The 22970-nt window shown below is 37.7% G+C and carries 17 protein-coding genes and 1 pseudogene; 15 read left to right on the top strand and 3 right to left on the bottom strand.

The window, feature by feature from the left end; genetic code table 11:
• Nucleotides 1–30: 30 nt before the first annotated feature.
• From ACFSTH_RS12810 to ACFSTH_RS12795, 4 genes are all read left to right on the top strand, one after another.
• On the top strand, nt 31–3009 hold the full coding sequence (locus tag ACFSTH_RS12810) for an S-layer homology domain-containing protein (protein WP_377774817.1): 2979 nt from the start codon (nt 31–33) through the stop codon (nt 3007–3009).
• 153 nt (nt 3010–3162) lie between these two features.
• Entirely contained in the window at nt 3163–3525 is a 363-nt protein-coding gene (locus tag ACFSTH_RS12805; protein WP_377774818.1) for a hypothetical protein, read from the top strand.
• A 242-nt stretch (nt 3526–3767) separates the two neighbouring features.
• Nucleotides 3768–4358, top strand: a complete 591-nt coding sequence (locus ACFSTH_RS12800) for a hypothetical protein (protein ID WP_377774819.1) — start codon at nt 3768–3770, stop codon at nt 4356–4358.
• A gap of 257 nt (nt 4359–4615) precedes the next feature.
• On the top strand, nt 4616–9550 hold the full coding sequence (locus ACFSTH_RS12795; RefSeq protein WP_377774820.1) for an endo-alpha-N-acetylgalactosaminidase family protein: 4935 nt from the start codon (nt 4616–4618) through the stop codon (nt 9548–9550).
• A gap of 67 nt (nt 9551–9617) precedes the next feature.
• Here the strand turns inward: ACFSTH_RS12795 and ACFSTH_RS12790 are convergent, their stop codons facing one another.
• Together ACFSTH_RS12790 and ACFSTH_RS12785 are read right to left on the bottom strand one after the other, a co-directional pair.
• Entirely contained in the window at nt 9618–10412 is a 795-nt protein-coding gene (locus tag ACFSTH_RS12790) for a CPBP family intramembrane glutamic endopeptidase (protein WP_377774821.1), read from the bottom strand.
• A 109-nt stretch (nt 10413–10521) separates the two neighbouring features.
• Nucleotides 10522–11316 (bottom strand): MerR family transcriptional regulator, encoded by a 795-nt coding sequence (locus tag ACFSTH_RS12785; RefSeq protein ID WP_377774834.1) that lies wholly within the window; start codon nt 11314–11316, stop codon nt 10522–10524.
• Between the two features lie 481 nt (nt 11317–11797).
• On the opposite strand from ACFSTH_RS12785, the gene ACFSTH_RS12780 reads away from it, so the two are divergent.
• A complete protein-coding gene (locus ACFSTH_RS12780) occupies nt 11798–11926 on the top strand; it encodes a hypothetical protein (protein WP_377774822.1) in 129 nt (42 codons plus the stop codon).
• 250 nt (nt 11927–12176) lie between these two features.
• Nucleotides 12177–13322, top strand: a complete 1146-nt coding sequence (locus ACFSTH_RS12775; protein ID WP_377774823.1) for an S-layer homology domain-containing protein — start codon at nt 12177–12179, stop codon at nt 13320–13322.
• Nucleotides 13323–13569: 247 nt separating this feature from the next.
• Here ACFSTH_RS12775 and ACFSTH_RS12770 read toward each other — a convergent pair.
• Nucleotides 13570–13822, bottom strand: a pseudogene (locus ACFSTH_RS12770) (shikimate kinase); the annotation flags it as partial.
• 217 nt (nt 13823–14039) lie between these two features.
• Between ACFSTH_RS12770 and ACFSTH_RS12765 the strand changes: the two are divergent.
• The 9 genes from ACFSTH_RS12765 to ACFSTH_RS12725 all read left to right on the top strand — a co-directional run bounded on the left by ACFSTH_RS12765 (nt 14040) and on the right by ACFSTH_RS12725 (nt 22607).
• Nucleotides 14040–14426, top strand: coding sequence for a hypothetical protein (locus ACFSTH_RS12765; RefSeq protein ID WP_377774824.1), 387 nt, complete (start codon nt 14040–14042; stop codon nt 14424–14426).
• A 150-nt stretch (nt 14427–14576) separates the two neighbouring features.
• Nucleotides 14577–14705: a hypothetical protein gene (locus tag ACFSTH_RS12760; protein ID WP_377774825.1), complete on the top strand. Its 129-nt coding sequence runs from the start codon at nt 14577–14579 to the stop codon at nt 14703–14705.
• Nucleotides 14706–14953: 248 nt separating this feature from the next.
• Nucleotides 14954–15727 carry a hypothetical protein gene (locus ACFSTH_RS12755; RefSeq protein ID WP_377774826.1) on the top strand — a complete coding sequence of 258 codons (774 nt, stop codon included), beginning with the start codon at nt 14954–14956 and terminating at the stop codon, nt 15725–15727.
• A gap of 42 nt (nt 15728–15769) precedes the next feature.
• The gene (gene rhuM, locus ACFSTH_RS12750; RefSeq protein WP_377793704.1) at nt 15770–16156 is read left to right on the top strand and encodes a RhuM family protein; all 387 of its coding nucleotides are present in this window, start codon (nt 15770–15772) and stop codon (nt 16154–16156) included.
• A gap of 302 nt (nt 16157–16458) precedes the next feature.
• On the top strand, nt 16459–17928 hold the full coding sequence (locus ACFSTH_RS12745; protein WP_377774827.1) for a DUF5605 domain-containing protein: 1470 nt from the start codon (nt 16459–16461) through the stop codon (nt 17926–17928).
• Between the two features lies 1 nt (nt 17929).
• The gene (locus tag ACFSTH_RS12740; protein WP_377774828.1) at nt 17930–19396 is read left to right on the top strand and encodes a DUF5060 domain-containing protein; all 1467 of its coding nucleotides are present in this window, start codon (nt 17930–17932) and stop codon (nt 19394–19396) included.
• A 177-nt stretch (nt 19397–19573) separates the two neighbouring features.
• Nucleotides 19574–20143, top strand: coding sequence for a TetR/AcrR family transcriptional regulator (locus tag ACFSTH_RS12735; protein WP_377774829.1), 570 nt, complete (start codon nt 19574–19576; stop codon nt 20141–20143).
• Nucleotides 20144–20145: 2 nt separating this feature from the next.
• Complete coding sequence (locus ACFSTH_RS12730) at nt 20146–21156, top strand: zinc-dependent alcohol dehydrogenase (RefSeq protein ID WP_377774830.1); 1011 nt, start codon at nt 20146–20148, stop codon at nt 21154–21156.
• 392 nt (nt 21157–21548) lie between these two features.
• Entirely contained in the window at nt 21549–22607 is a 1059-nt protein-coding gene (locus tag ACFSTH_RS12725; RefSeq protein ID WP_377774831.1) for an ATP-binding cassette domain-containing protein, read from the top strand.
• Nucleotides 22608–22970: the final 363 nt, after the last annotated feature.

Genomic DNA, 22970 nt, shown 5'->3' with positions numbered 1-22970 from the left:
TTCAGTAAAAAATGCAAAGGGATGAGTATTATGAAACATTGGAAACAAAAACTGTTGAAACGTGTTGGTATATTATCACTTAGTTTAAGTTTATTGACGAGTTATATACCATTTATACAAGATAATCAGGCGCAAGCGTATCAGGTAGCAGCAGGGACTGGGTATACTTTTATGACGAACCAAGATAACTGGGGTGGAGGAGCGGTAGATAGTCAACCTGATAATGATCTAAAGGTAGAAATCAAGAATGGAGATGGTAACTATCCTATCGAATTTAAAATTAATGTTACAGCCCTTCCGGAACAATCAGCAGCCTTGGTAATAAGGGCTCATGATATTGATGCTTATAGCATGCTAGGCAGAACTAGTTTAAAAGAATGGATTCGTGCCTATCTATCAACTGATCCAGCGGATATTGTATTAAGAAAAGGAACGTTGAACTATCCGAACGCTCCTAGTACTAGTAGCAAGTATAAGCAGGAGATGGCAGCATCAGCCTATCGAGGCAGCTTACTTGGGGAAAATGACATATGGAGTACAACAGTTATGCCATTTAGGGGAGATCAATTAACAGATATAAAACTTGGGGATAATTATGTTGGCTTAACTGTGCATGATTATATTACGAGCAAGGATATTAATACTATTTGGGCTGTGAAGATTAACTGGGGGCAAATTGTACTTGATGGTGGAGCACAAGAGAAGGCCGTTATTAGTGATATCGAATTGCATGTGGAAAAAGGTCAATTAACGGTTACCCCCACTACCGACATTAAAGTTGATGATAAATATGTGCTGGAAGTAAATGTCGTAGAGGAGCAACTCGATCCAAACAAGTCACTAGATAGTTATGTATCACGAGAACAATTGGGAGCAGTAACGTCTATTGTAGATAAGGATGGAAAAAGTAGCCCATTAAAGATAAAAGAATCATCTATCAATCCAGACAAGAACTATATCGTAAATATTATTTTATCTGAATATTTGGAAAAAAATGATGAAAATACTAAGATGGCACCAGGAAAGATAGAGCATCTCATCACTTTGTCTACGCACGATATAGTTGTACATGAAGTAAACAAACAAGTGATTGCGTCAGGGGATGTCGTCTTCACCAAGGAAGAGTTTCAAGCAGGTTTCAGAACGGTCATTAATACGCCAATGGGTGAACAATTAAGTAAAGTAAAATTACGGAGTTTACCTGATGCGACTATCGGACAGTTGCAACTCGCAGGAGTGGCAGTGGTACTAGATCAGGAAATTCCAGTGGAGCAGTTGTCAGACCTCAGCTTTGTTCCTGTTGATGAGCTTTTAAATAACAGAATCAGTTTTACCTGGGATGGTGCGGATGAGAAGGGCTACACTGGGAACCCAGCCATCTTCGTTGTCGAGGGAATCCCGCTGGTAACAGACCAAGTGGAAGTAGTAGAGGAAGGTCAATCCACGGTGACTATTACAGGAGCGGGGCAGTATGCAGGCTCTGATGATGGGATTAGCTTTGCTAGTTTTGACCGTTTGCCAAGTAATGGAACTATAAAAGATGATGGAATGAACGGTTTAGAGTTTGTATATACCCCGAACAGTAACTTTAAGTCAGGGATAGATGAGTTCAGCTACCGCGTTCAACATACGAATGGCGGAATTAGTGAGCCAGTTACAGTAACGATTCATATGGAAAAAGCACTCAATGGATGGGTAGGTACTAAAGCGGAATTTGATCCGACTATTGTAGAGTTGAAAGCAGGAGAAGTCTTGCAGTTACAAGCAAATAGCTCGCATTTATCTGAAGGTGTATCTGCAGAAGTAGATGGAGTAGAAATTCCATTACAGGTAACTAATGCGACAACATGGGAAACAGATGGTTTTAAAAGCTGGGCAGCCGATTATACTTTACCTAAATTGATGAAACCAGGTAGCTACGATGTGAAGTTTACTGTTACAGGAGCAGGAACTGCATTCTCGAAAGTGGAATTGAATACTTCAGACAATCAGTTTGCTATCGCAAAAGCACCAATATACCCACCGTATATACCACAAGCGGTTCTTCCGACAGTAGCGATAGAGCTGGCGCGTAAGCAGGTGATGGCAGGCGATACATCTAAACTAGTTATTACGTATAGTAATGATTCCCAGCGAATAATGGACGAAGGTACGCTGTCGATGACTATTCCGAGCGGTGTGAAAGTAGTTAATGCTGCTGGAGCTAAGCAAGTGGATGGTAAACTAATCTGGACCACAGCAGAATTAGCAGCCAATGCTTCCGAACAAATTACGGTTACTGTAGAATGGTTAGCAGCCGAGCAAACCGAGCAGAAAGTAGAGATTATAACGACATATGCTGCAAATAGTAAGTCTGTAGATGCTAAAGTTCAAGTTACAGTTAATAAATTAAAGGATGCAGATAAGCCTGATGAAGCAGAACAAACAGAACAAACAAAACAAACAGAATTTAGCGAAAGTCCTTATATGACTATGCCGGAAACAGGGATGTTCTATCCTAGTCGTACCTTGACACGGGCAGAGCTTGCTGTGATGGTTAGTCGATTGGTAGTACAATCAGCAACTACTAATGAAAATAGGGCAGCCTTCCAAGATGTCAGCGACGAACATTGGGCAGCGAGTAGTATTCAGTCGGCAACCGCACAAGGGTATTTCACCAAGACTAATCATTTCCGACCGAATGAAGCAGTCACTCGTGCAGAACTAGCAACAATCATCGTTAGAATGTTACAGCTTGGCGGGGAAGATGTATCAGGTCAAGCAGATTTTACAGATATGGATAATCATTGGGCGAGAACGGCTATAGCGATATTATCATCTAAACAATTGATTGCAGGATACGATGATGACACGTTCCGACCAGATCGTAAGGTGAATCGTGCGGAAGCAGTGATCATGCTTAATCGTATGTTAGGTAGAACAGCGGTAACAAATGAAGCAGCTATATTCAAAGATGTGCCAGCGACACATTGGGCATTTGGTCATATTCAAGTAGCGGCTATGAAATAAAATATCGATTAGAAAAAGGAGCGATATGGCTCCTTTTTTGCGTTTGCTGAGTTAAGGGGGATACGGCATAAAAGTAGTTTTCACCTATATGTATCTTCTATATTTCGTTTTATGATAAAACGGATACCAAAATAAATCTCGGGAGGAACTAGCATGGATATGGATGAAAAGTTATTCCGTTATTACCTTGATCTCAAAAGTCCAGAAGCTGGCGAGTGGAACAGTTCTCCACAGTGTCTATACACGGAAATGGTAACAAGAGACTACATTAGAAAGTCATTCGCTATATTTGATGGAATAAAAGTTTGTAATGTAGGAATAGGTGCAGGAGATTGGGATGATTATTTGGGATACTGGTTAAAAGAAACAGGTGAACTAACTAGTATTGACATAGACAGTGAAATTTGTGAGATGTTTGAGTATAGGCAGCAAAGGGAACGACATCCAAATCCAGCAAAAGTAATCTGCACAAATATTTTTAATTTCGATGAGCCTGTTGAAACTTTCCTATTGTAACTTTAATCGGCTCCACTATTCATGAAACGGGAAATTTTCAAAAGTGCTTAGACAGTTGTTTTCATTTATTGCAACCTGAAGGATATTTAATGTTAATGGCTAGTTCCAACCAGCTTCCATTGGAATCAGTTGAACAATATTTGCAAAAACCGAATTATGTCATAGAACAAAGAGAGCTGTATGCATCATTTCCAGCATATCCTTTTTATATATATAAAATCAAAAAGAAGTGAGGTAGGTTAATGGTTTCTCATGTAACCCATTATTATAAGCAAGGAGCAACACCTTTTCAAACGTTGTCCGCACTGCCCGATGATGAGGCGCTACGTGTGATGGAAAAATTAGGTGATGATTCACCATTATTCGCAAGATTCAAAACACCTGCTGCTTATATGGCTAGTCGGAAACAGACAGAACAGTGGTTGTGTGAAAGTTTTATAGCAAAAGGAAAAACACCAGTACAAACCTATCCACTATATGCGGTCTATGGTCAATCTGCTTGGATTGAAAAATATGGTGCAGCATTTAATATCGTTAGTATACGTATTCCATTATCACTGTTTGTAAGTAATGATATTTCATTTACTTACCCAGATAGTATGATATCGTATGAGCAGCGTAAACAAATAAAACAGCAAAGTAGTGTTACAAATTCAAGCACGATGAAGCCGTCATCATGGTATGGTCAAGTGTTTACGATGGATGAAGTGAAGGAACTAGTGGCTAGTCAAGGACTCCCAGAACAGTCTTGGACGAGCGAATTATCTGAAGAATCAGCACCTTATATAGAAGCACAAATTTGGAACGACCAGATACTACACAACTTAATATAGTGATTAATCGCTACATAAGTTACGGGAAAAATATCGCAACTTAGCGGATAATTCAGCAAATGGGGTTCATTCCAATTCCTATTCTTAAATTTGCTTGTTATCCGTTTTTTAATTTTCTAAAGTAGAGAAATCCGTTATAACTATTATCAATAGTCAATATTATCAAGGAAAAAGTCAAAATTGTATATGTTATCACTTTTTGATGACGTTTACAATCTAAGGGATGAAGATAAAAAATAATAGTAGGAGGTAGCAAAGTGAAACTAGTGCAAAGAAGTTTAGTTACTGTACTTGTCCTTTTATTGACTTTTGCAACTACCATTACTGCACAAAACAACACAAACGAAACGGAATCATCTGTTGATCAGATGGCGGAGGAGAGTAATAATTCAACTCCGATATCAACGGAAGAACAATCGATAACAGAGGTTGAACAAGTGGACGTTAATCTTACAAGCGATTACAGAAGGACGTATGATGATGGCATAGCGGGCACCTGGCATTTGGACAATGGAACGGTTCTACCTACGCAACCGGTAATAGAAGACGGTAATTTGTTAGTAAAAACAACTGGCAGCATGATCGTTTATGACGAAGACAGTACGGATATAGCGGATGGAACTTATACAATTAAGTTTAAAACTAGTTCTAATGTTGGGCGAATAGGATTTTTATTTCGTTATAGTGGTCCTAATTCTTATGCGATGATAGCTAATGACGTTGGTGGTAAATGGGTATGGCAAAATAGTAGTAGCTACGGAACGTTAACAGATGGCGGGCCGGAACTAAAAAAAGATACGGAATATACATTAAAAATAAAGTTCGTTGGGCAGACGATTAAAGCGTGGCTTGACGGAGAAATGTTTGCAAATATGACTGTTGATATTCCAATAACGGCTGGGAAAATTGGTTTACGTGGCTGGTTTGAAAATAAAACAATTACAATCGATGAGTTAGCTGTGGAAAAACATATTCCACTTACTCCACCTGAAGCAGGAGAGCTTGAGCCAATCGTTATTCAATCGAATGATATGAAGGTAGAGCTAGATAATCGTTATCCAGCAGTACGTAAATATACTTGGTTAGAAAGTAACCAAGAAATTGCTGCTCAATCTGATTTTTTATACACGATTCGTATAAATGGAGAGGACAGCATGATTACTGTTGATAATGTCGAATATGATAACCATTCAGCGACGTATGAAATAACTGCTACATTAATAGATGAAAGTACAGAACAGAGTTATCAAGTGAAATTGGAAACATTGTTAAGTGTGGAGAATAATGTCCTTACTTTTGAGCAGAAAGTGATACAAGAGCCCGAAGATTATCCTATATTAACGGTTGAATTTCCAAATCATAAACTAGTAAGTTTTCAAAATGACGATGCAGAAATTGCTACAGCTTGGACTTCCGGCGATTGGAACTCCTTGCAAGAAAGCTTTGCAACTGCAAAAGACATGGATGCTGGAACAGTAGCTAGAACATACAGTTTTTTAAGTGATGGTAACTTTGCTGCAACTATTGTGAATAATATTGTCGAAACTTCAGCGAAAACAATTATTGGGGTAGATAAACAAACAGGTAACCAAGCAGAGGTGGCATTATGGAATGGTGCGTGGATTTATCGGGGGGTAGTTGGCTATGATGAGCAGTTTCCACCGCAGACGGATATGTTTGCAAAAGTTATCATTACACCCGACGCCAACGGAGATCAAACGGCTGACTGGCAAGATGGCGCAATTGCATTTCGTAAACAGATGGAAGTGCCGCTAGGTGGCGATTGGATTAGAGATCATATTCCTTATATCAGCTTTAATTTCAATAGTTTAGCCCAAAACCCGTTTTTACGTTCTTTAGATGATGCTAAAAAGCTTTATAACTTATACGATGGATTTGGTCAAATGATCTTGCATAAAGGTTACCAAGCAGAAGGGCATGATGATAGTCATCCTGACGTTGGCGGACATATCGGTATTCGTCAAGGCGGAGCTAAGGATTTTAAAAAATTAACGGAACTAGCTAATGATTATAATTTGAAGATTGGTGTCCACGTTAATATCAACGAATATATGTTAGATGCATTTTATACTAACTATGAACATCTATATAAGCCACTAAGTGCAGGGTGGGGTTGGCTGGATCAAGCGTATTATGTAGATCAAATGAAAGACTTACTAAGCGGGGAACTGAAAGAGCGATTTGCTTTATTGAAGCAAGATGCGCCAGATCTCGATTGGGTTTACGTAGATGTGTATGCAGGAGCTGGCTGGCATGCCAAACAACTTGCTAATATATTACAGCAGAATGATTGGATGGTAGCTACCGAGTTTAGTGGTCCATTAGAGCAAGATGCACTTTGGACTCATTGGGGAACAGATTTATACTATCCAAGCAGTGGTGACGGTAGTAAAATTATTCGCTTCCTTAAAAATGAGTATCAAGACACCTTCCCTGCTAATAGTGCAAAACTAAGTAAGTTGCTAAAAGGTGTCCAGCAGCCTGGCATCGCAACATGGCAAGGGCGTACGAATGTGCGAGAAGGAGTAGATGTATTTTATAATCAAAATTTGCCTACGAAATATATGCAGTATTTTCCGATAATGAAATGGGAAGACGAAAAAATTACGTTTGCTAATCAAGTAGAAGTAATGCTTGAGACGAAAGAGGATGATACGGAAGTAGGTGTCATTCGTAAAGACGGCAAAGTTATTGCAGTATCGGATATTAAAATAAATAATGATGGGACGTTGAATACAAAGGCAGAAAGTTTAATATTTTTACCATGGGATCCTGAGCAAGAGTTGAAAATCTATCATTGGAATCCTGTGGGTGGTTCGACAGAATGGGAATTGCCTAATAGTTGGGCAGGGCAATCTACTGTAGAACTGTACGAATTACACGAAACGGGCAAACAACATAAGCAGCAACTTGTAGTGCAAGACGGTAAAGTAACAATTGATGCGGTAAAAAAAGTTCCTTATGTCATTTATAAAACAATCGAAGATGCTGCTACTACACCGATTGCTAGTAACTGGGGAGAAGGAACGTATGTAGCAGATCCAGGTTTTGATAGTCAAACTTTTGCTCATTGGCAAGTAAATTCTCAGGCGACTGACAACGATCATGTTACTATCACACGGGATGCGAGATACAACAATATGTTGCAAATCGCCGAAGGAAAAGCGGCAACAGTTAGTCAAAAAATTACAGGACTGACGCCAGGAAAAACTTATACGGCTTCCGTCTGGTTGACGACAGGTAATAAGGGGAAACAACGAGTGACACTAGGTGTGAAAGATTATGGTGGTCTCCCTGTTACAAATTATATTGAAAATGAACCAATGTTAAATCGAGAAGAGCCGCATAAATTTAAAGATACAACATTTACTAGAATGAAAGTAGATTTTACGGCGAATAACAGCGGTGAAGCTGTTATCTACATGCAAGTAGATGAAGCGCAACAACCTGCTTCTGATAGTATCGTACTCATCGACGATGTGCGCATCTGGGAACAGCCCGGTGTAACGAATAAAGGTGATTATGAGTACTTTGAAGATTTTGAGAATGTGTATGAAGGTTGGGGACCATTTATGTACTTGCGTGGTTCGGGAGGTCAAACTCATCTTGTCGAAAAAGATCCGAATCCAAATTCCATGCAGCATATGAATTATGTACTAAATGGTAGATATGCGCTTAAAACAAACGAAGATTATAAAGGTGCTTTATTCCGAACAGTACCATCTACACTACGATTTGCTGCTGATACAGAGTACGAGGTTGGTTTTAAATATGACACATTGCAAGATGGATTGTACCGAGTAAGTGTACGTGAAGCTAACGGTACAGAAATTGCCGCACAGCTATTGAGTAAAACAACGACAGGTAAACGTTATAACCAAGTGGTAGTACCATTTACATCGGTTGGTGAAGATAATTATTTGGTAATCGAGACGTTGCGTGGCAATATCAATATTATGAATGATTATTTAGTAATGGATGACTTGTATGTGAAAAACTTATCTAGTGAGCCTGTACAACCATCGGCGCCGTCCTATCCGCCTTATGTTCCCGAGAAAAGTGATGATAAGCAAGATGGTGACGGTACAATAACTGTAGGTAAAGAAGCAATAGTCGTATCTCATGATATGACACCATCTACGGATGTTACTAGTATTTCATTAGCTATACCTGTGGAACGGCTACAAGATGCTGTAGAGCAAGGACTTGCTTTTCACATTGATACACCAGGGGCAAAGCTTAAGTGGTCACCTGCACAGTTGGCAGAGTTAATTGCTAATGCAAAAGATACAATAGAGGTAGTGATTAGCAAAACAAATCATTCTTTATGGCCAGATCCACAGGAACAGATGGTGCTGGATGAGACGGCATACACTATCGACCTATATGTGGATGGAGCGAAACAAAATCGTTTATCGAGTACGCCTATTACCATCCAACTGCCTTATAAACAAAAAACAATAGAACAAGCAGCTCGGTTAGTTGTTTACCAGTTGAATAAAGATGGAACAGCGCAAGCGATGCGCAGCAGTCGCTATGACGTAAGTAAGCAACAGTTTGTTATCCAAGCTACAACTACAGGCAGCTATGCTGGACTTTATTATGTGGGACAGTTCACCGATATTGATAATCTAGACTGGGCAAAAACGGAGATAACCTATTTGGAGGCACGAGGTATTATTGAAGGAGTATCGCCACAATCGTTTAAACCAGATGCAGCAGTTACACGTGCGGAACTAGTTACAATGATGATGCGGGCAGTTGACTGGAGCGACTTACCTATTCCGTCTACTCAGACTAATAGTACATTACCGTTCCAAGATGTAGCGAGTGGAAAGTGGTATACAGATGCCATTAAACAAGCAGTAGAACGAGGTATTATTCAAGGAATAACAGCTGACTACTTTGGAGTACAAGAAGAAATAACGAGAGAACAACTAGCGGTAATTATTGCTCGTACGTTGCAGCTTAAAACTCCATCACAATTGCGCACCAATTATAGCGATGCATCAACCATTTCTAGTTACGCACAAGATGCTGTAATTGCTGTAACCAAAGCAAATCTGATGAACGGTATAACCGCGGACAAATTTGCACCAAAACAATCCGTAACAAGAGCACAAGCAGCAGTAGTATTGTATCGAATATTACAACTACAACAAAACAACTAAACGAATTCGCCAGCTACCGTTGTTATCAGGTAGCTGGCGATGTTTGTGTTGGCTATTTGTTATTTCGTTACTTATATAGTACTTTCTTTGGATTAATAACTATCAATATAACCGCTACTATACCATATAAAATGGCACTATACATGATCAAATCAATTAAGTTTCCATTTATGATACCAATAAAAAAGTTAAAGAATTGATGGATGATGATTGGAATAATTAAATTTTGATTCAAGTTATAAAAAGCTGTCATCATAATTTTTGTTGTAATAATTGCAATCATAAAAAACACAATATACTTTATTAATTCAATGCCCGTCAACCCTGTAGTAAACCATATTGGTAGATGCCACAATCCCCACCAAAACCCTATAATTATAGAAGATTTCAAAGGTGAATACTTCTTTTGAAGCTCATTTTGAGCAAATCCTCTCCAACCTAATTCTTCTCCTAATGGTCCTGAACATAAAGTTTTGAAAAAGAAGTATATCAGCATTCCAAAAGAAGATACGGTATAAATTGACTCTGTTCCATTCGTATTTGATGCTACAATTAGCACGATAATTCCAAATATTAAAACTTGAATCATAATGGCTATAATAGCGACAGATAATTTGATTTTATTGTTGAATTTCTCTTTTACGAAATGGATAAAACGTTGTTCTGGATAAATTCTTTTAAATAAAATGAAAAAGGCAATTGTTGACGACCAGGCGGATATAATAAACAGAATATCAAATACCACTGAAGGAAATCCTAACAAGCTTGCTGCGCCAACAAGCAAAAAAAGTGGCCAAAAAATGATATTGGTCAATAAAATAAAGCTTACTATTGGTCTTTTTAAATTTTTTTCTCTTTTCATCTATAATCCCCACTTCAAACTAAATATTAAGCAAATAAAATACAGCGTATATTTACTAATATCTTTAGCTTAAACCTATGGGTAAGTCGTAGGTCAATACATGAATGGACTATTTTATCGGAGAATATATTTCCAGAAATACACGTTCAAGTCCTTCTTCATAAGTAGTAATGATCATATTAACGAACACCAATCCTAATAGTTCATATCCTTTTTGTGATGCCACTCTTCTTAAACTCTCTTCGACTTGATCATCCATATTTTTCCCATTAGTTGACCATCTACCGTTTTCAATAATCGTATAAATACACTTAGGATAAGTAAGAACTTCACCCTCTATATCGTCATTAATGTCCTCTACTTTACGTACTATGATAAATCTATCACCTATGATACCTTCTGCATTAAATTTTATTACTCTTCTTAACCCTGTTAATGTGACTGCTTGCTTTAAATTGTCTGGATTATTTTGTAGAATATCATATTCATCATGAGCTGCTAGATCTGTTATTTCTCCTGTTACTTTTAATGGTTGCATTTCTTTTATCATATATTTTCCTAAATATTGTTTTACTTTTTGACAATCCGCTTTAACATGTTGAATCCGTTTTAAAAGCAAGTTTTTATATGCAATTTCCTCCAGAACTTGTTGTTCTTTCTCTTCTAAAAGGTATGCTAGCTCCTCTATGCTCTTGCTTCTTCTAATATCTTGAATCTTTTTGATTTCTATATCAATTTCTCGATAAAAATTAATAGTTACCACATCATATATATCAAAATGATTATATTTTCTATACCCATTGGTATCATCTTGTTTAGGCTTTACTAATTCCTTTTCCTCATAAAACTTTAATGTATCTCTGGTCATCCCTAGAAATTTAGCCACTTGCCCGATTGTATACAATTCCATCCTCCTCGTTGTTTATCATGGCATTATGTTGAATTTTCTTATTAGTTTGGTTCATATAAAAAAGTTCAAACATACTTATACAAATTCGCTTGTAATTTCACTTTTCATTATATCACCATTCATTTTGTTTATTAAATTTACCTGCTGTTGTATGCGATCTCCTTTGACAATATATGGATGATCACCATATATGAGGAATAGCGTAAAGAAGCATTAGCTTACACCATCGTCATCCGCACTCTACCAATTACTAGAAGATACATCTGCTGAACTGGGAAATTATTGATTTATAATTAATTCAACGTTAAAAAAAAGATGGTTTGCACTTTGTGTAAGCTATTTTTTGTTTTATAATTTTTTTTGCTTTCTCCGGTAAAATAAGCTCAATTTGAAGGAGCGTCCTATCCGTCTTTTAAATAAATATGTTAAGCTGAAGTAAATTTTACTCATTTAAATATTGCAGGAGATGAATAGTATGAAGTGGATGATTAGTAAACGTATTAAATTAATAATGGCATTAATTATTTTAATAATTATCGTTGCAGGTCTATTAGATATTAAATACAAAGGACTACTTTATCAACTATTTTCTAACTTCGTCTAAGTTTATCTATCGATGGTACGAAGCGGTAGTACTTGCTTTATAATATTTTAACCTTCTTACTAATCATTATTTTAGGGAGCACGTTACTTTTTACATAAGTTGCTATTAATTCCATAAAATTATTTTATGCTTCCCTTTTTTATAAATCCATTAATAATTCATTAATATTTGAGGGACTTATTGATGTTAATATATTAAACGATATGAGGCATATAACAAAAAATATTAGGAAGAAGGTTGAATAGCAATTATGAACAAAAAAAATTTCATTCGGTCTATTGTACTAACATTGAGTTTGATACTTCTCGTACCAATTGGTAGCGGTATAATTGCGGCGAAGACTTCGGCTGATTTTAGCGATTTGAAAGACTTGCACGCGAATACGAGGGCTAAGTTCGATGCGTTATTGATGATGGGTACTGTCGATGGTATATCTGAAACAAATTTTGGACTGAAAGAAGAAATGAATCGGGCGCAATTCGCAAAGGTGGCAGCGTTGGTATTTAATTTGAGAGTCGATACAAGTATTCAAACATCATCTTTTAAAGATGTACAGATCGATACTCCGGGGTTCGGTTATGCACTACCCTATATAGAAGCGGTAAGGCAAGCAGGAATAACGGATGGAGTGGGTGGAGGTAGCTTCGATCCAGCAGGAAAGGTAACTAAGGAGCAATTAGCTACCTTTTTAGTCCGAGGCTTGGGCTTGGATAAGGAAGTAAAGTCGACCCCAGGAGTTGACGATTCAACCGTTTCTGATTGGGCAAAAGGCTACGTTGATGTAGCACTCCAACTTAACTTGTTGAATAAAGATTCAGAAGATGCGTTCGGCGGAAATATACCAGCAGATCGGGAGCTACTCGTTGTTGGAGCATTCGAATCTGGTAAAACATTAGAAAAATCTCAACCATTGCACGCAGTAGGAGCACATTTTGATGCTAGCGATATATTAAATATAAAATTGTCGGTTAGGATCAGTCCTAAGTCTATTGACTTGTCCAAAATAAAAATTAACGGCATAGCGCTTGACCCGGAACTAGATAGCTTCGAACTATCTGAGGACCAAAAAGTGATCATAATTAAGCTGCATAAAGGTTTAACATTTGATGAATCATCTAAAATGCCGGAAATTGATATAAGTGATCTAAAAACGTTGTATGGCAATGCAGTTCATAATGAAGAGAGCATACCAATGCCTGTTACGGTAATCGAATCTCTCATTATAAAGCCTGAGGTAACTCCAACAACTGACGCTGATTTCACTCCATACTGGATTCCGAACTCGAGTCCTAATCCAAACCCAACCCCAGATCCGAGTCCAAGCCCTAGTCCAGATCCGAATCCTAGTCAAAACCCAAACCCGAATCCGAATCTGAATTCGAATGCTGGTAATTAGGTGCTGGTGATGACGTGAAGGAAAGTTTGGTAAGGTGTTACGGTAGATAATATGATATCGCATATTACAACTGTAACAAATATACTAGATTAATACGCCAGCTACCGATCGGTAGCTGGTGTTGTTCAAATTAATTATTTAGTGTGGTGGACGGTCCGATATTGGTTAGGTGTTAAACCAGTATGTTTTTTGAAAATAGTGTAAATTGAAGAGGAATAGGGATAAGCAGAGGTTTAATGTAATATGTTTATGGCTCAAGGACAAAATTAGCAGTTATTCTCGTGTTGTTTATTCTGATGTAATTTTCTTTTTTGATTTCTCCCCTAAAGAGTTCAATCGAAGATGCTCAATTGTCTGTTTTAGATCTTGTTCCGATCGAACGATATCCCTTTTTGTTTGTTTATGTAAAAGTCTATGAGGAGTCTTGTTACGCTCATTCTCACCTCAATATCCGCTTCAAGCTGTACAAAATAAACTTCTCCACCTTTGTCTTCGAATATTTCTTGGCGGAATTTTACCGACTAATTTTCACATATCACGACTTAAGCCAAAATATGGAACTAGCATCTATCGTAATATGAGCGTCATATTGTATACTCCTCTCGTTACTTCAATGAAATTGATAGCTAATCGTTTGACTAGTTACTCTTATGCTATAATTCAAATAATGTTTTCAAAATGGATATATTATAGAAGTTTCAAAAGGAGTATTGACGGATGATAACCATATATGAGGAACAGCGTAAAGGAGCTTTAGCTGACACCATCGAGCATGCTCATGCATCACTTGAAAAGTGCTTGGAAGTCATTCGACGGATGGACGGCTTCACACGTAGTCTGGTCACGATTCAGTACACGGAGAACGTGATCATGATCGGTGGTGGCAGTCAGGATTTTATTGTTACAGTTGAGACAAGCACGGCGATTCACAATCTTCTTGGCACACTGGAGGAAGAAGATGAATTTGTTGAGATAACAGTGGGTGGTCAAGCCTGTGAATTTCCTCAGAAGTATATCGTTAGCTTTGAGCTTGTTGCATCCGCACTCTACCAATTACTAGCAGACACATCTGCTGAACTGTACTGGGAAATTGTTGATTTATAATAGACACAACATTGAAAAAAGATGGTTTGCACTTTGTGTACGTTGTTTTTTGGTTCGTCCATTTGAAGGAGCCACCTACCCGATTTTTTCAATAAATCTGTTAAGTTGAAATGTTTCATAATCATGTTATTCATTCAGGAGATGAACGTTGTGAAGTGGATTACTAGTAAGAATAAAAAGACAATTGTAGCATTAATTATTTTAATAGTTATCATTGCAGGTCTATTAGATATTAAATATAAAGGATTGCTATATCAACTAATGTCTAACTTTATTTAAGTTGACTATTACGACATCGCTGCAAGGTACCTATTCGATTCTTTTCTAAAGCCCGTAATTCTGCTTCTTTGCTGTGATCCTATCTACGCCGGACTACCTGATCGGTGCTAGAGCTTCTCGTATTGCGTCGTTATTACATATAAAAAAATGACAGTTTGTCCGATAAATATAGTGAGGTTTTCATAATAAATTAAAGGTATTAAGTGGGGAGGAGTGAAATGTCAATTTTAGATCTTATTAAGGAGATTGTGCCTAATTCAGTTCTAGCAATTTTTTATACAGTGCTTATTACAATTATATTATGGATGTATAAAGAGACGAGAAGTAGTTATGTGGAGAATATGAAACAACATCAGCAGCGAGCGGATAAAGCAATTGATTGTTATTCTGAACTTGAATTAGAATTATTCAAATATATAAATGAAAATTCAGATATAAACACTGTCTATGAAAAAATGGCAGCAGCATCTTTCATAATGACTAGTGACTTAATGAAAAAGTGTTTTGAAATTAAAATAGCGGAAAATGAGGAAAGAAGAGTAAAACTGTTAAGGGAACTTCATTCCAATTTAGTAACAGAAATCAAAGAAGTAAAGTTTAATCAACATAATCCTATTACTTTCAAAAGCGACGATGGTGTTAAATTTATGGAACACTATGTGAAGACGAAAGTTGCTCCGTTTCTGTATCCATTATTACAAACTTTTTTTAATATAGTTTTTTTAATAGTTGCTGTCTGGTTAATCGTTCATTTATTATCAATCCAATCAATGACAGAACAGATACAGTTTATTGGGACAATAACGGGAGTAATTTGTTATGGTCTTATGATAAACTTGGCAATTAGTTTAGTAATAATGAAGAAAAGATTCAAACACACTTTTATAAATTGGACTGTATCTGCATTTTTCATTATTTCGCCGTCTATTTTGTTTCTTAAGTTTACCTATCAAGGAATAGTACTAGTACTAATAGTAATTATGTACGGATTTTATTTAGTAAGCAAAAGTACTACAAAATAAATATGAAAGTTTCAGCGTATATTCATTCAAATATGATAGAGTATTAAAACCATTAATGAACATATTAAGAATATTTATGCAGAGGGTGGACTCGAAGAATTTTTAACTGTCCGGAGAAACCGGATAGTTAAAATTGAAGGCACACGTGAGGTAGAGCGAGAAGTAGCATTTTACAGTTTGGAAATGATGATAATCGCAGTTGGCTATCGTGCTCGTTCCCATCGTGGTACGCAGTTTCGACAATGGGCTACAGAACGACTAAGCGAATTTATTGTAAAAGGTTTTACAATGGATTTCGAACGTTTAAAAGAAATTCGTAATCTAGGCATAGACTATTTTGATGAATTACTAGAGCGCATTGGTGACATTCGTGACATCCGTGCTTCGGAAAAACGATTCTATAATAGAGTTACTTTTAGCAGAACCTGAGAAAGATGATTTTGATACGTTTTTAGAACATGCAAAGTTGAAATAACAATGAGGATTTATATGTAGCACTTATTGTTGTTTATATATGCGCTTGTGATGGAAACATTCGTTTTCTGTCTCGAGCGCTTTTTCTTTACCTACTCATTGGTTTGTATATTTGTATAAACAATTTATATAAACAAAATAAAAATATCTTCATTAAATATGTATTGTTTAGCAAAACAGTTTCCTTTATGATAGTAGTGAGTAGTTGTTTTGTAATTAGCCCAAGTCAATGGAATGAAAAATTAAGGGGGATATTCATGAGCCAGTCGACGAAAGCTACTGTAGAACAGTGGGGAATGTTCGAATTGTCATTAGTAGGTACTAGCCAAGGTAATCCGTTTGTGGAAGTAACGGTTAGTGCCACGTTTCGACATGAACATAAGCAGGTGCGGGTAACAGGGTTTTATGATGGCGATGGTATTTATAAAGTTCGATTTAGTCCTTGTTTATTAGGAGAATGGGAGTATTGGGTGGATTCCAATGACGGGCAGTTAAGTGGGCAATTTGGTCAATTGCTATGTACAACGGCAAGTGGTGATAATCATGGACCTGTACAAGTGGTAGATAACAAACGATTTGCTTATGCCGATGGAACTCCGTACATACCGGTTGGGACTACAAGTTACGGGTGGCTTCATCAAAGTGAGGAGCTACAAAGCCAAACGTTGCAAACGCTTCAAAATTCACCATTTAATAAAATTAGAATGTGTATTATTATGAATGACTATGGTAATTCAGAGCCGAATGGATTTCCGTTTGTTGGTTCCAGAGAAGCTGGGTTTTCATTGGATACGTTTGATACAGCATTTTTTGCTCGGCTAGAGCAACGAATCGAACAATTGCAAGCGATGCAGATAGAAGTAGACCTTATTATATTCCATCCTTATGACAAAGGACGTTGGGGTCTAGATCGTATGCCGTCAGAAGCAGATGATCGTTATTTACGTTATGTGCTCGCTCGTTTGTCTGCTTACCGCAATATTTGGTGGTCGGTAGCCAATGAGTATGATTTTATGGAGCATAAGCAAATGGCCGATTGGGATCGTTTATTGCAAATTATTTGGAATGAAGATCCACATCGACGATTATCTTCGATTCATAACGGTACGAAAATGTATGACCATGCTAGTGTGAAACTATATGATTATGCCAAGCCTTGGATTACCCATTGTAGTACGCAACATTGGGACGTTAGTTTAGTAACGCAATGGCAGAAACAATATAACAAACCAGTCGTACTTGATGAATGCTGTTATGAAGGTAATATGGAGAGGCGCTGGGGCAATTTAAGTGGCGAAGAGATGACACGACGTTTTTGGGATGGGGTAACGAGAGGTGCATTTGTAAGTCATGGAGAAACGTATTTGGAGAGAAGTAGTGAATTATGGCTTGCTCGTGGCGGAGAATTGGTAGGCGATAGTATTGCCCGCATTGCTTATATGCGAGAAATCATCGAAGCAGCTCCAGCCCAGTATGAGTATATGCCCCATGTACGAGATGTCCCTAGCATTGGCGTAGAAGGGGAATATTATTTGCAATATTATGGTTTACACCAACCTATTTTTCGTTATATGGATCTGCCAGAAGGCAGTACTTTCCGAGTGGAAGTAATCGATACGTGGAATATGGAAATAGTTGCGGTACACGAAGGGAAAAGTGGAAAGTTTACATTAGACTTGCCTGGAAAACCATATATTGCAGTAAAAATGACAAAGGTGGGTGAATAGGATGCAAACGAAGCAAGTAATAGAGCGCTGGGGGATGTTCGAATTAACACTACTAGGACCTTCCACAGGCAATCCATATAAAGATGTTAACTTGCAAGCAGTGTTTCGTTATAATGGGCGGGAACAGACAATAACTGGTTTCTATGATGGTGACGGTATTTACAAAATTAGATTTATGCCAAATGTCGTTGGCGAGTGGACGTATCAAACGATAAGTAACGCTTCGGAATTAGCGGGACAAGTGGGCAGTTTTACCTGTTCCGAACCATCAGCAGGAAATCATGGACCGGTACAAGTGAAAAATGAGCAACAATTCGTCTATGCTGACGGAACATCGTATTTTCCATTCGGCACGACTTGTTATGCTTGGACACATCAACCGGAAGCATTGCAGCAGCAAACGTTGCGAACACTGCAATCTTCTCCTTTTAACAAAATTAGAATGTGCATCTTTCCGAAAAATTATAGTTTTAACAAAGAAGAAACGGTATTATTTCCATTTAACGGTTCGGAAACAGACGGTTTTGATTGGACCACGTTTAATCCGCAATTTTTTGCTTTGCTAGAAGAGCGACTACTGGAGTTACAACAAATGGGTATCGAAGCAGATTTAATTTTATTCCATCCGTATGACAAAGGTCGTTGGGGGTTTGACCGGATGGATGCCGATACCGACGATTTTTATTTGAAATATGTACTCGCTCGGTTAGGTGCGTTTCGTAACGTATGGTGGTCACTGGCGAATGAGTATGATTTTATGAAAGAGAAAACGATGGCAGATTGGGATCGCTTGTTTTTAATTGTCAGAGAAAATGACCCATACGTTCATTTGCGCTCTATTCATAACGGAACGAAGATGTATGACCATCAGAGTATTAAGTTTTATGATCATACCCATCCTTGGGTGACACATTGTAGTATTCAACATTGGGATGTAACATTAGCTGCCATTTGGCGTAATCAGTTTAAAAAACCAATTGTCATAGATGAGTGTTGTTATGAAGGTAATGTTCCGCAGCGGTGGGGGAACGTATCGGGACAAGAAATGGTGCGGAGAGTGTGGGACGGAGTTACTCGTGGTGCTTTTGTGACGCATGGAGAAACGTACGTTCATCCTGAAGATGAAATCTGGTGGGCTAAAGGTGGATCGCTATATGGAGAAAGTCCAGAGCGCATTAACTATTTACGACAAATTTTAGCAGAAGCTCCGAAAAATTATACCGTTATGCCGCATATTTATGATGTTCCTACGATTGGAATAGAAGGTGAATATTACTTGCAATATTATGGTTTGCATCAACCGTTATATCGCACGATTGAATTGCCTGAAGATGCTACTTTCCGAATAGAAGTCATTGATACGTGGGGGATGAATGTTGTTTCGAATGAAGAAGGTATGTCAGGTACTTGTCGAATTAAGGTAGGTGGCGTAGGCGATCGTGCGGTGAGAATTGTGAAAATGAAGTAAGTTTTCGAAAATAACCTATCCTAAAAGTTGTAAATAAAGCAATACCGTCTGTTGTTTCCTGGTGAAACGATATGCGGTGTTGCTTTTTTGATGTTGCAGGAAAGTTGCTGACGGGATGGAAATGTAATATACTTATTATACAAGTGAGTAATAAAATGTGAGAAAAGGTAGTTGATAATGAGTACTCAAGATTTGCGAGTAACAAAGACGAAAGAAAGTTTAAGAGCGGCTTTGATGGAATTGTTAACGGAGAAGCCACTGGAAAAAGTTGCAGTAACAGAATTATGCCAACGAGCGGGTATTACAAGAAGAACATTTTACTTGCACTATGAGAGTGTTGCAAAATTGCTAGAAGCGATTATAGAGGAATTATTGTTGCAGTTGGAAGCTTCATTACGAAAAACTTCGCAGCAGCGACAACATGCGCAAGCAACCCATTTGCAACCGCAAATGATTAGTTTATTTCACCACGTTGCCGCACATCGTCAAATGTATCGTTATATATTTAGCGCGTCTTCTCAATTTAGTATATATAAAAGATTTTACGAGCGTATCAAAACTATTGTCCGACAATCGCTTACAGATATGGAAATAAAGCAAGAAGTAAGAGAGTTCTATGCTTCATACAATGCGAATGCGGTGTTGGGATTAATTATGGAGTGGAGTGAACAAGAGTTTCAACAAACAGCAACGACTATGGCTAGTGTTTTAGTAGAAATGATGGAACTAGAAAATGAGGAGGAATAACGATGCAAGCAGCTATTTACTATGGAAAACAAGATGTACGAGTAGAAAAACGCGACAAACCAACAGTAGGCTCAAAAGATGTATTAATTCGTAATTTGTGTGGTGGTATTTGTGGTACGGATATAAATATTATTAAAGCAGGCAATGAGATGGGCATTCGGTTTGGACAGCAATTTGGACATGAACTGTTTGGAGAAGTAGTGGAAGTTGGAGCGGAAGTGACCGGCGTTTTGCAAGGGATGCGAGTAGGAATTAATCCGATTACAGCAAAACGAGCAGGTCGCCGATATTCTTTGGAAGTAGGCGGTTTTTCACAATATGTATTAGTTGAAGATGCTGCATTGGATTATAATTTGTATTTATTTAACGACGATGTAACCGCTACAGAAGCAGTCTTAATGGAACCTATGAGTGTTGGCTTTCATGGTGCATTTAGTACAAACCCAACAGTAACTGATAATATTGTTATATTGGGAGCGGGACCGATTGGTGTTTCAGCAGCAATAAGTTTAATCGGAGAAGGAGTTCCGAACGTTGTTGTAGTTGATGTGGATGAATATCGGTTAGCAATTGCGGAGCAACTAGGTGCCAAAATAGTGAATACAAAAGTGGAAACGATATCTGCTGGATTGAGCCGTCACTTCGGAACAGTTAATGTGTACGGTAAAGAAGTACCTAATGTTGATGCGTTTGTCGACGCAGCAGGGGCGGCACCATTGTTCGAACAAGTGATGCAAATTGTAAAACCACATGCCCGAATCGCTATTATTGCTGTCTACAAGGAGCCTGTATCGGTATCATTAGCGGAAGTAATGAGTAAAGAAGTGAAAATTATCGGCGCTAGCGGATATACACACGAAGATATAACAAAAGTAGTTAGTCATATTAATAAACGAAAAACAGATATTTCTAAACTAGTTACGCATAAGTACAAATTAGCAGATATTCAGACAGCTTTTGATAAAGCGATCGATGCCCGAGATACGTTAAAAGTAGTTGTTGATTTGAGTTAAATAAGTCATAACCTAAGCACAGAGAAAAATTGTTGCTTGGGTTATTTTTTTTGATTACGATACTATCTTTACTAATTTTGCTAACTTTATTGCATGCCATGAGCTGTAGGTAGTTGTTAAGTAAGTCATTCCAACCTATACTAAAAGCTATTTCCACCTAAAAAAATAATGTAAAAATAACATATTATTAACATAAAGTAATATTAACAGGGTTAAATATGCAGCATGAGCCGCATGAATGGAAATTGGAGGGAAACTATGTTTTTAAACCGTAAAGTATATAGTATCAAGGATATTGTATCCGTTTTCTTTCGAATATCTCCTTTAAAGAAACACGATTATTAGGAGCAATTCCTTTTTTCAAACATAAGTTTTTACATGTGATTAACATATTGAATATAAAAGCGTGGCGAACTGATTTTAAAGCTACACGTAATGAAATGCTCATGCGACTTATTAGTTTATTAGGTTACGGTATTTTACTGGCACTACTTATCGATGCTGTTATAAAAGGTGACATTAGTGTGGGAGCGTTTGCGGCTATCTTTGCTAGTATTGCTGGGGTAATGGAATTGATAGAGGAACTGCTAGATCAACAGATTAAGTCGATCTTTCGATTTTTAGGACCTTCTCGTAATTATTTTCGAGTGCTCGATTGGCCGGAACGTAGTGGGACAGAGCAATTTCATGGTATTGACCAGCAGATTGTATTAAAAGAAGTTTATTTTCGTTATCCCCATGCGGCATATGATGCACTACAAGCGGTAAATATGACTATTAAAAAAGGAGAAACGATTGCTATAGTTGGGGAAAATGGTTCAGGGAAATCGACGCTATCAAAACTGCTGCTCGGTCTATATTTACCAACGGAAGGTAAAGTTTTTTATGATGAAAAATGTACGGCTGATCTTTCATTTTCGACGATATTTCATCAGCATTCCGCCGTGTTTCAATCTTTTTTGAAGTATGGGTTAAATGTCGAGGAAAATGTGAAGATAAGTGATTGGTATTCATCTGCAACGATAGAAAGCTCTCTCGCTGAGCTTGAACTTAATTTGAACAACGACTCCTTCCCGCAAGGAAAGGATACTGTACTATCTAAAGAGTTTGGTGGTGTTGATCTTTCGGGTGGGCAATGGCAGCGAGTGGCGATCGCAAGAGGCATTTATCGTAGACATCATTTCATTGTATTAGACGAACCTACGGCAGCTATTGATCCATTGGAGGAGCAGAGGGTATTTAAACAATTTATGCGAATTTCTAAAGGGAAAACAGCAATCATTGTGACACATCGTTTAGGCTCGGCAAAACTAGCAGATCGCATCATCGTCATGGAAAAAGGAAGTATTGTAGAAATGGGAACACATGCTGAGTTGTTACAATGTAATGGAAAATACTCGCAAATGTTTTATGCGCAAGCGCAATGGTATATGCGAGAAGCAATTAATTAGTGAAGTTTGGTTTAAAAAGTAGATCTTAAGGTGGTTTTTTTGTATTTCCAAGTGTTATAACCATTACCCCTGGGCCGTTCGGACGTGGCTTTTATCGCATGAGGTCTTAAAGTCTAATGTGAACATTGTAATAGGGGAGTATAGTAGAGGTTTATACGAAAAAACGTACAAATATTCAAATAAGTACGGCAGGAGTTCAAGTTTATACGAAAAATCGTATAAAGTGACCCCGATAGTAGGTCAAGTCCTTTTTTATGTGTAAATTCCCTTTAGATATGATCTGCCGGACTTATGACTTGGGTTCGGCTTTCTTCTTCTCTTTTTTCCACGTCCAATATAGGTCCATATCGATGTATCTCCTCT

It is taken from the genome of Paenibacillus yanchengensis (assembly GCF_042684845.1).
Taxonomy (GTDB): domain Bacteria; phylum Bacillota; class Bacilli; order Paenibacillales; family Paenibacillaceae; genus Pristimantibacillus; species Pristimantibacillus yanchengensis.
Note: the sequence above shows the minus strand (reverse complement) of the source record. Positions and strands in the feature narration are given on the sequence as shown.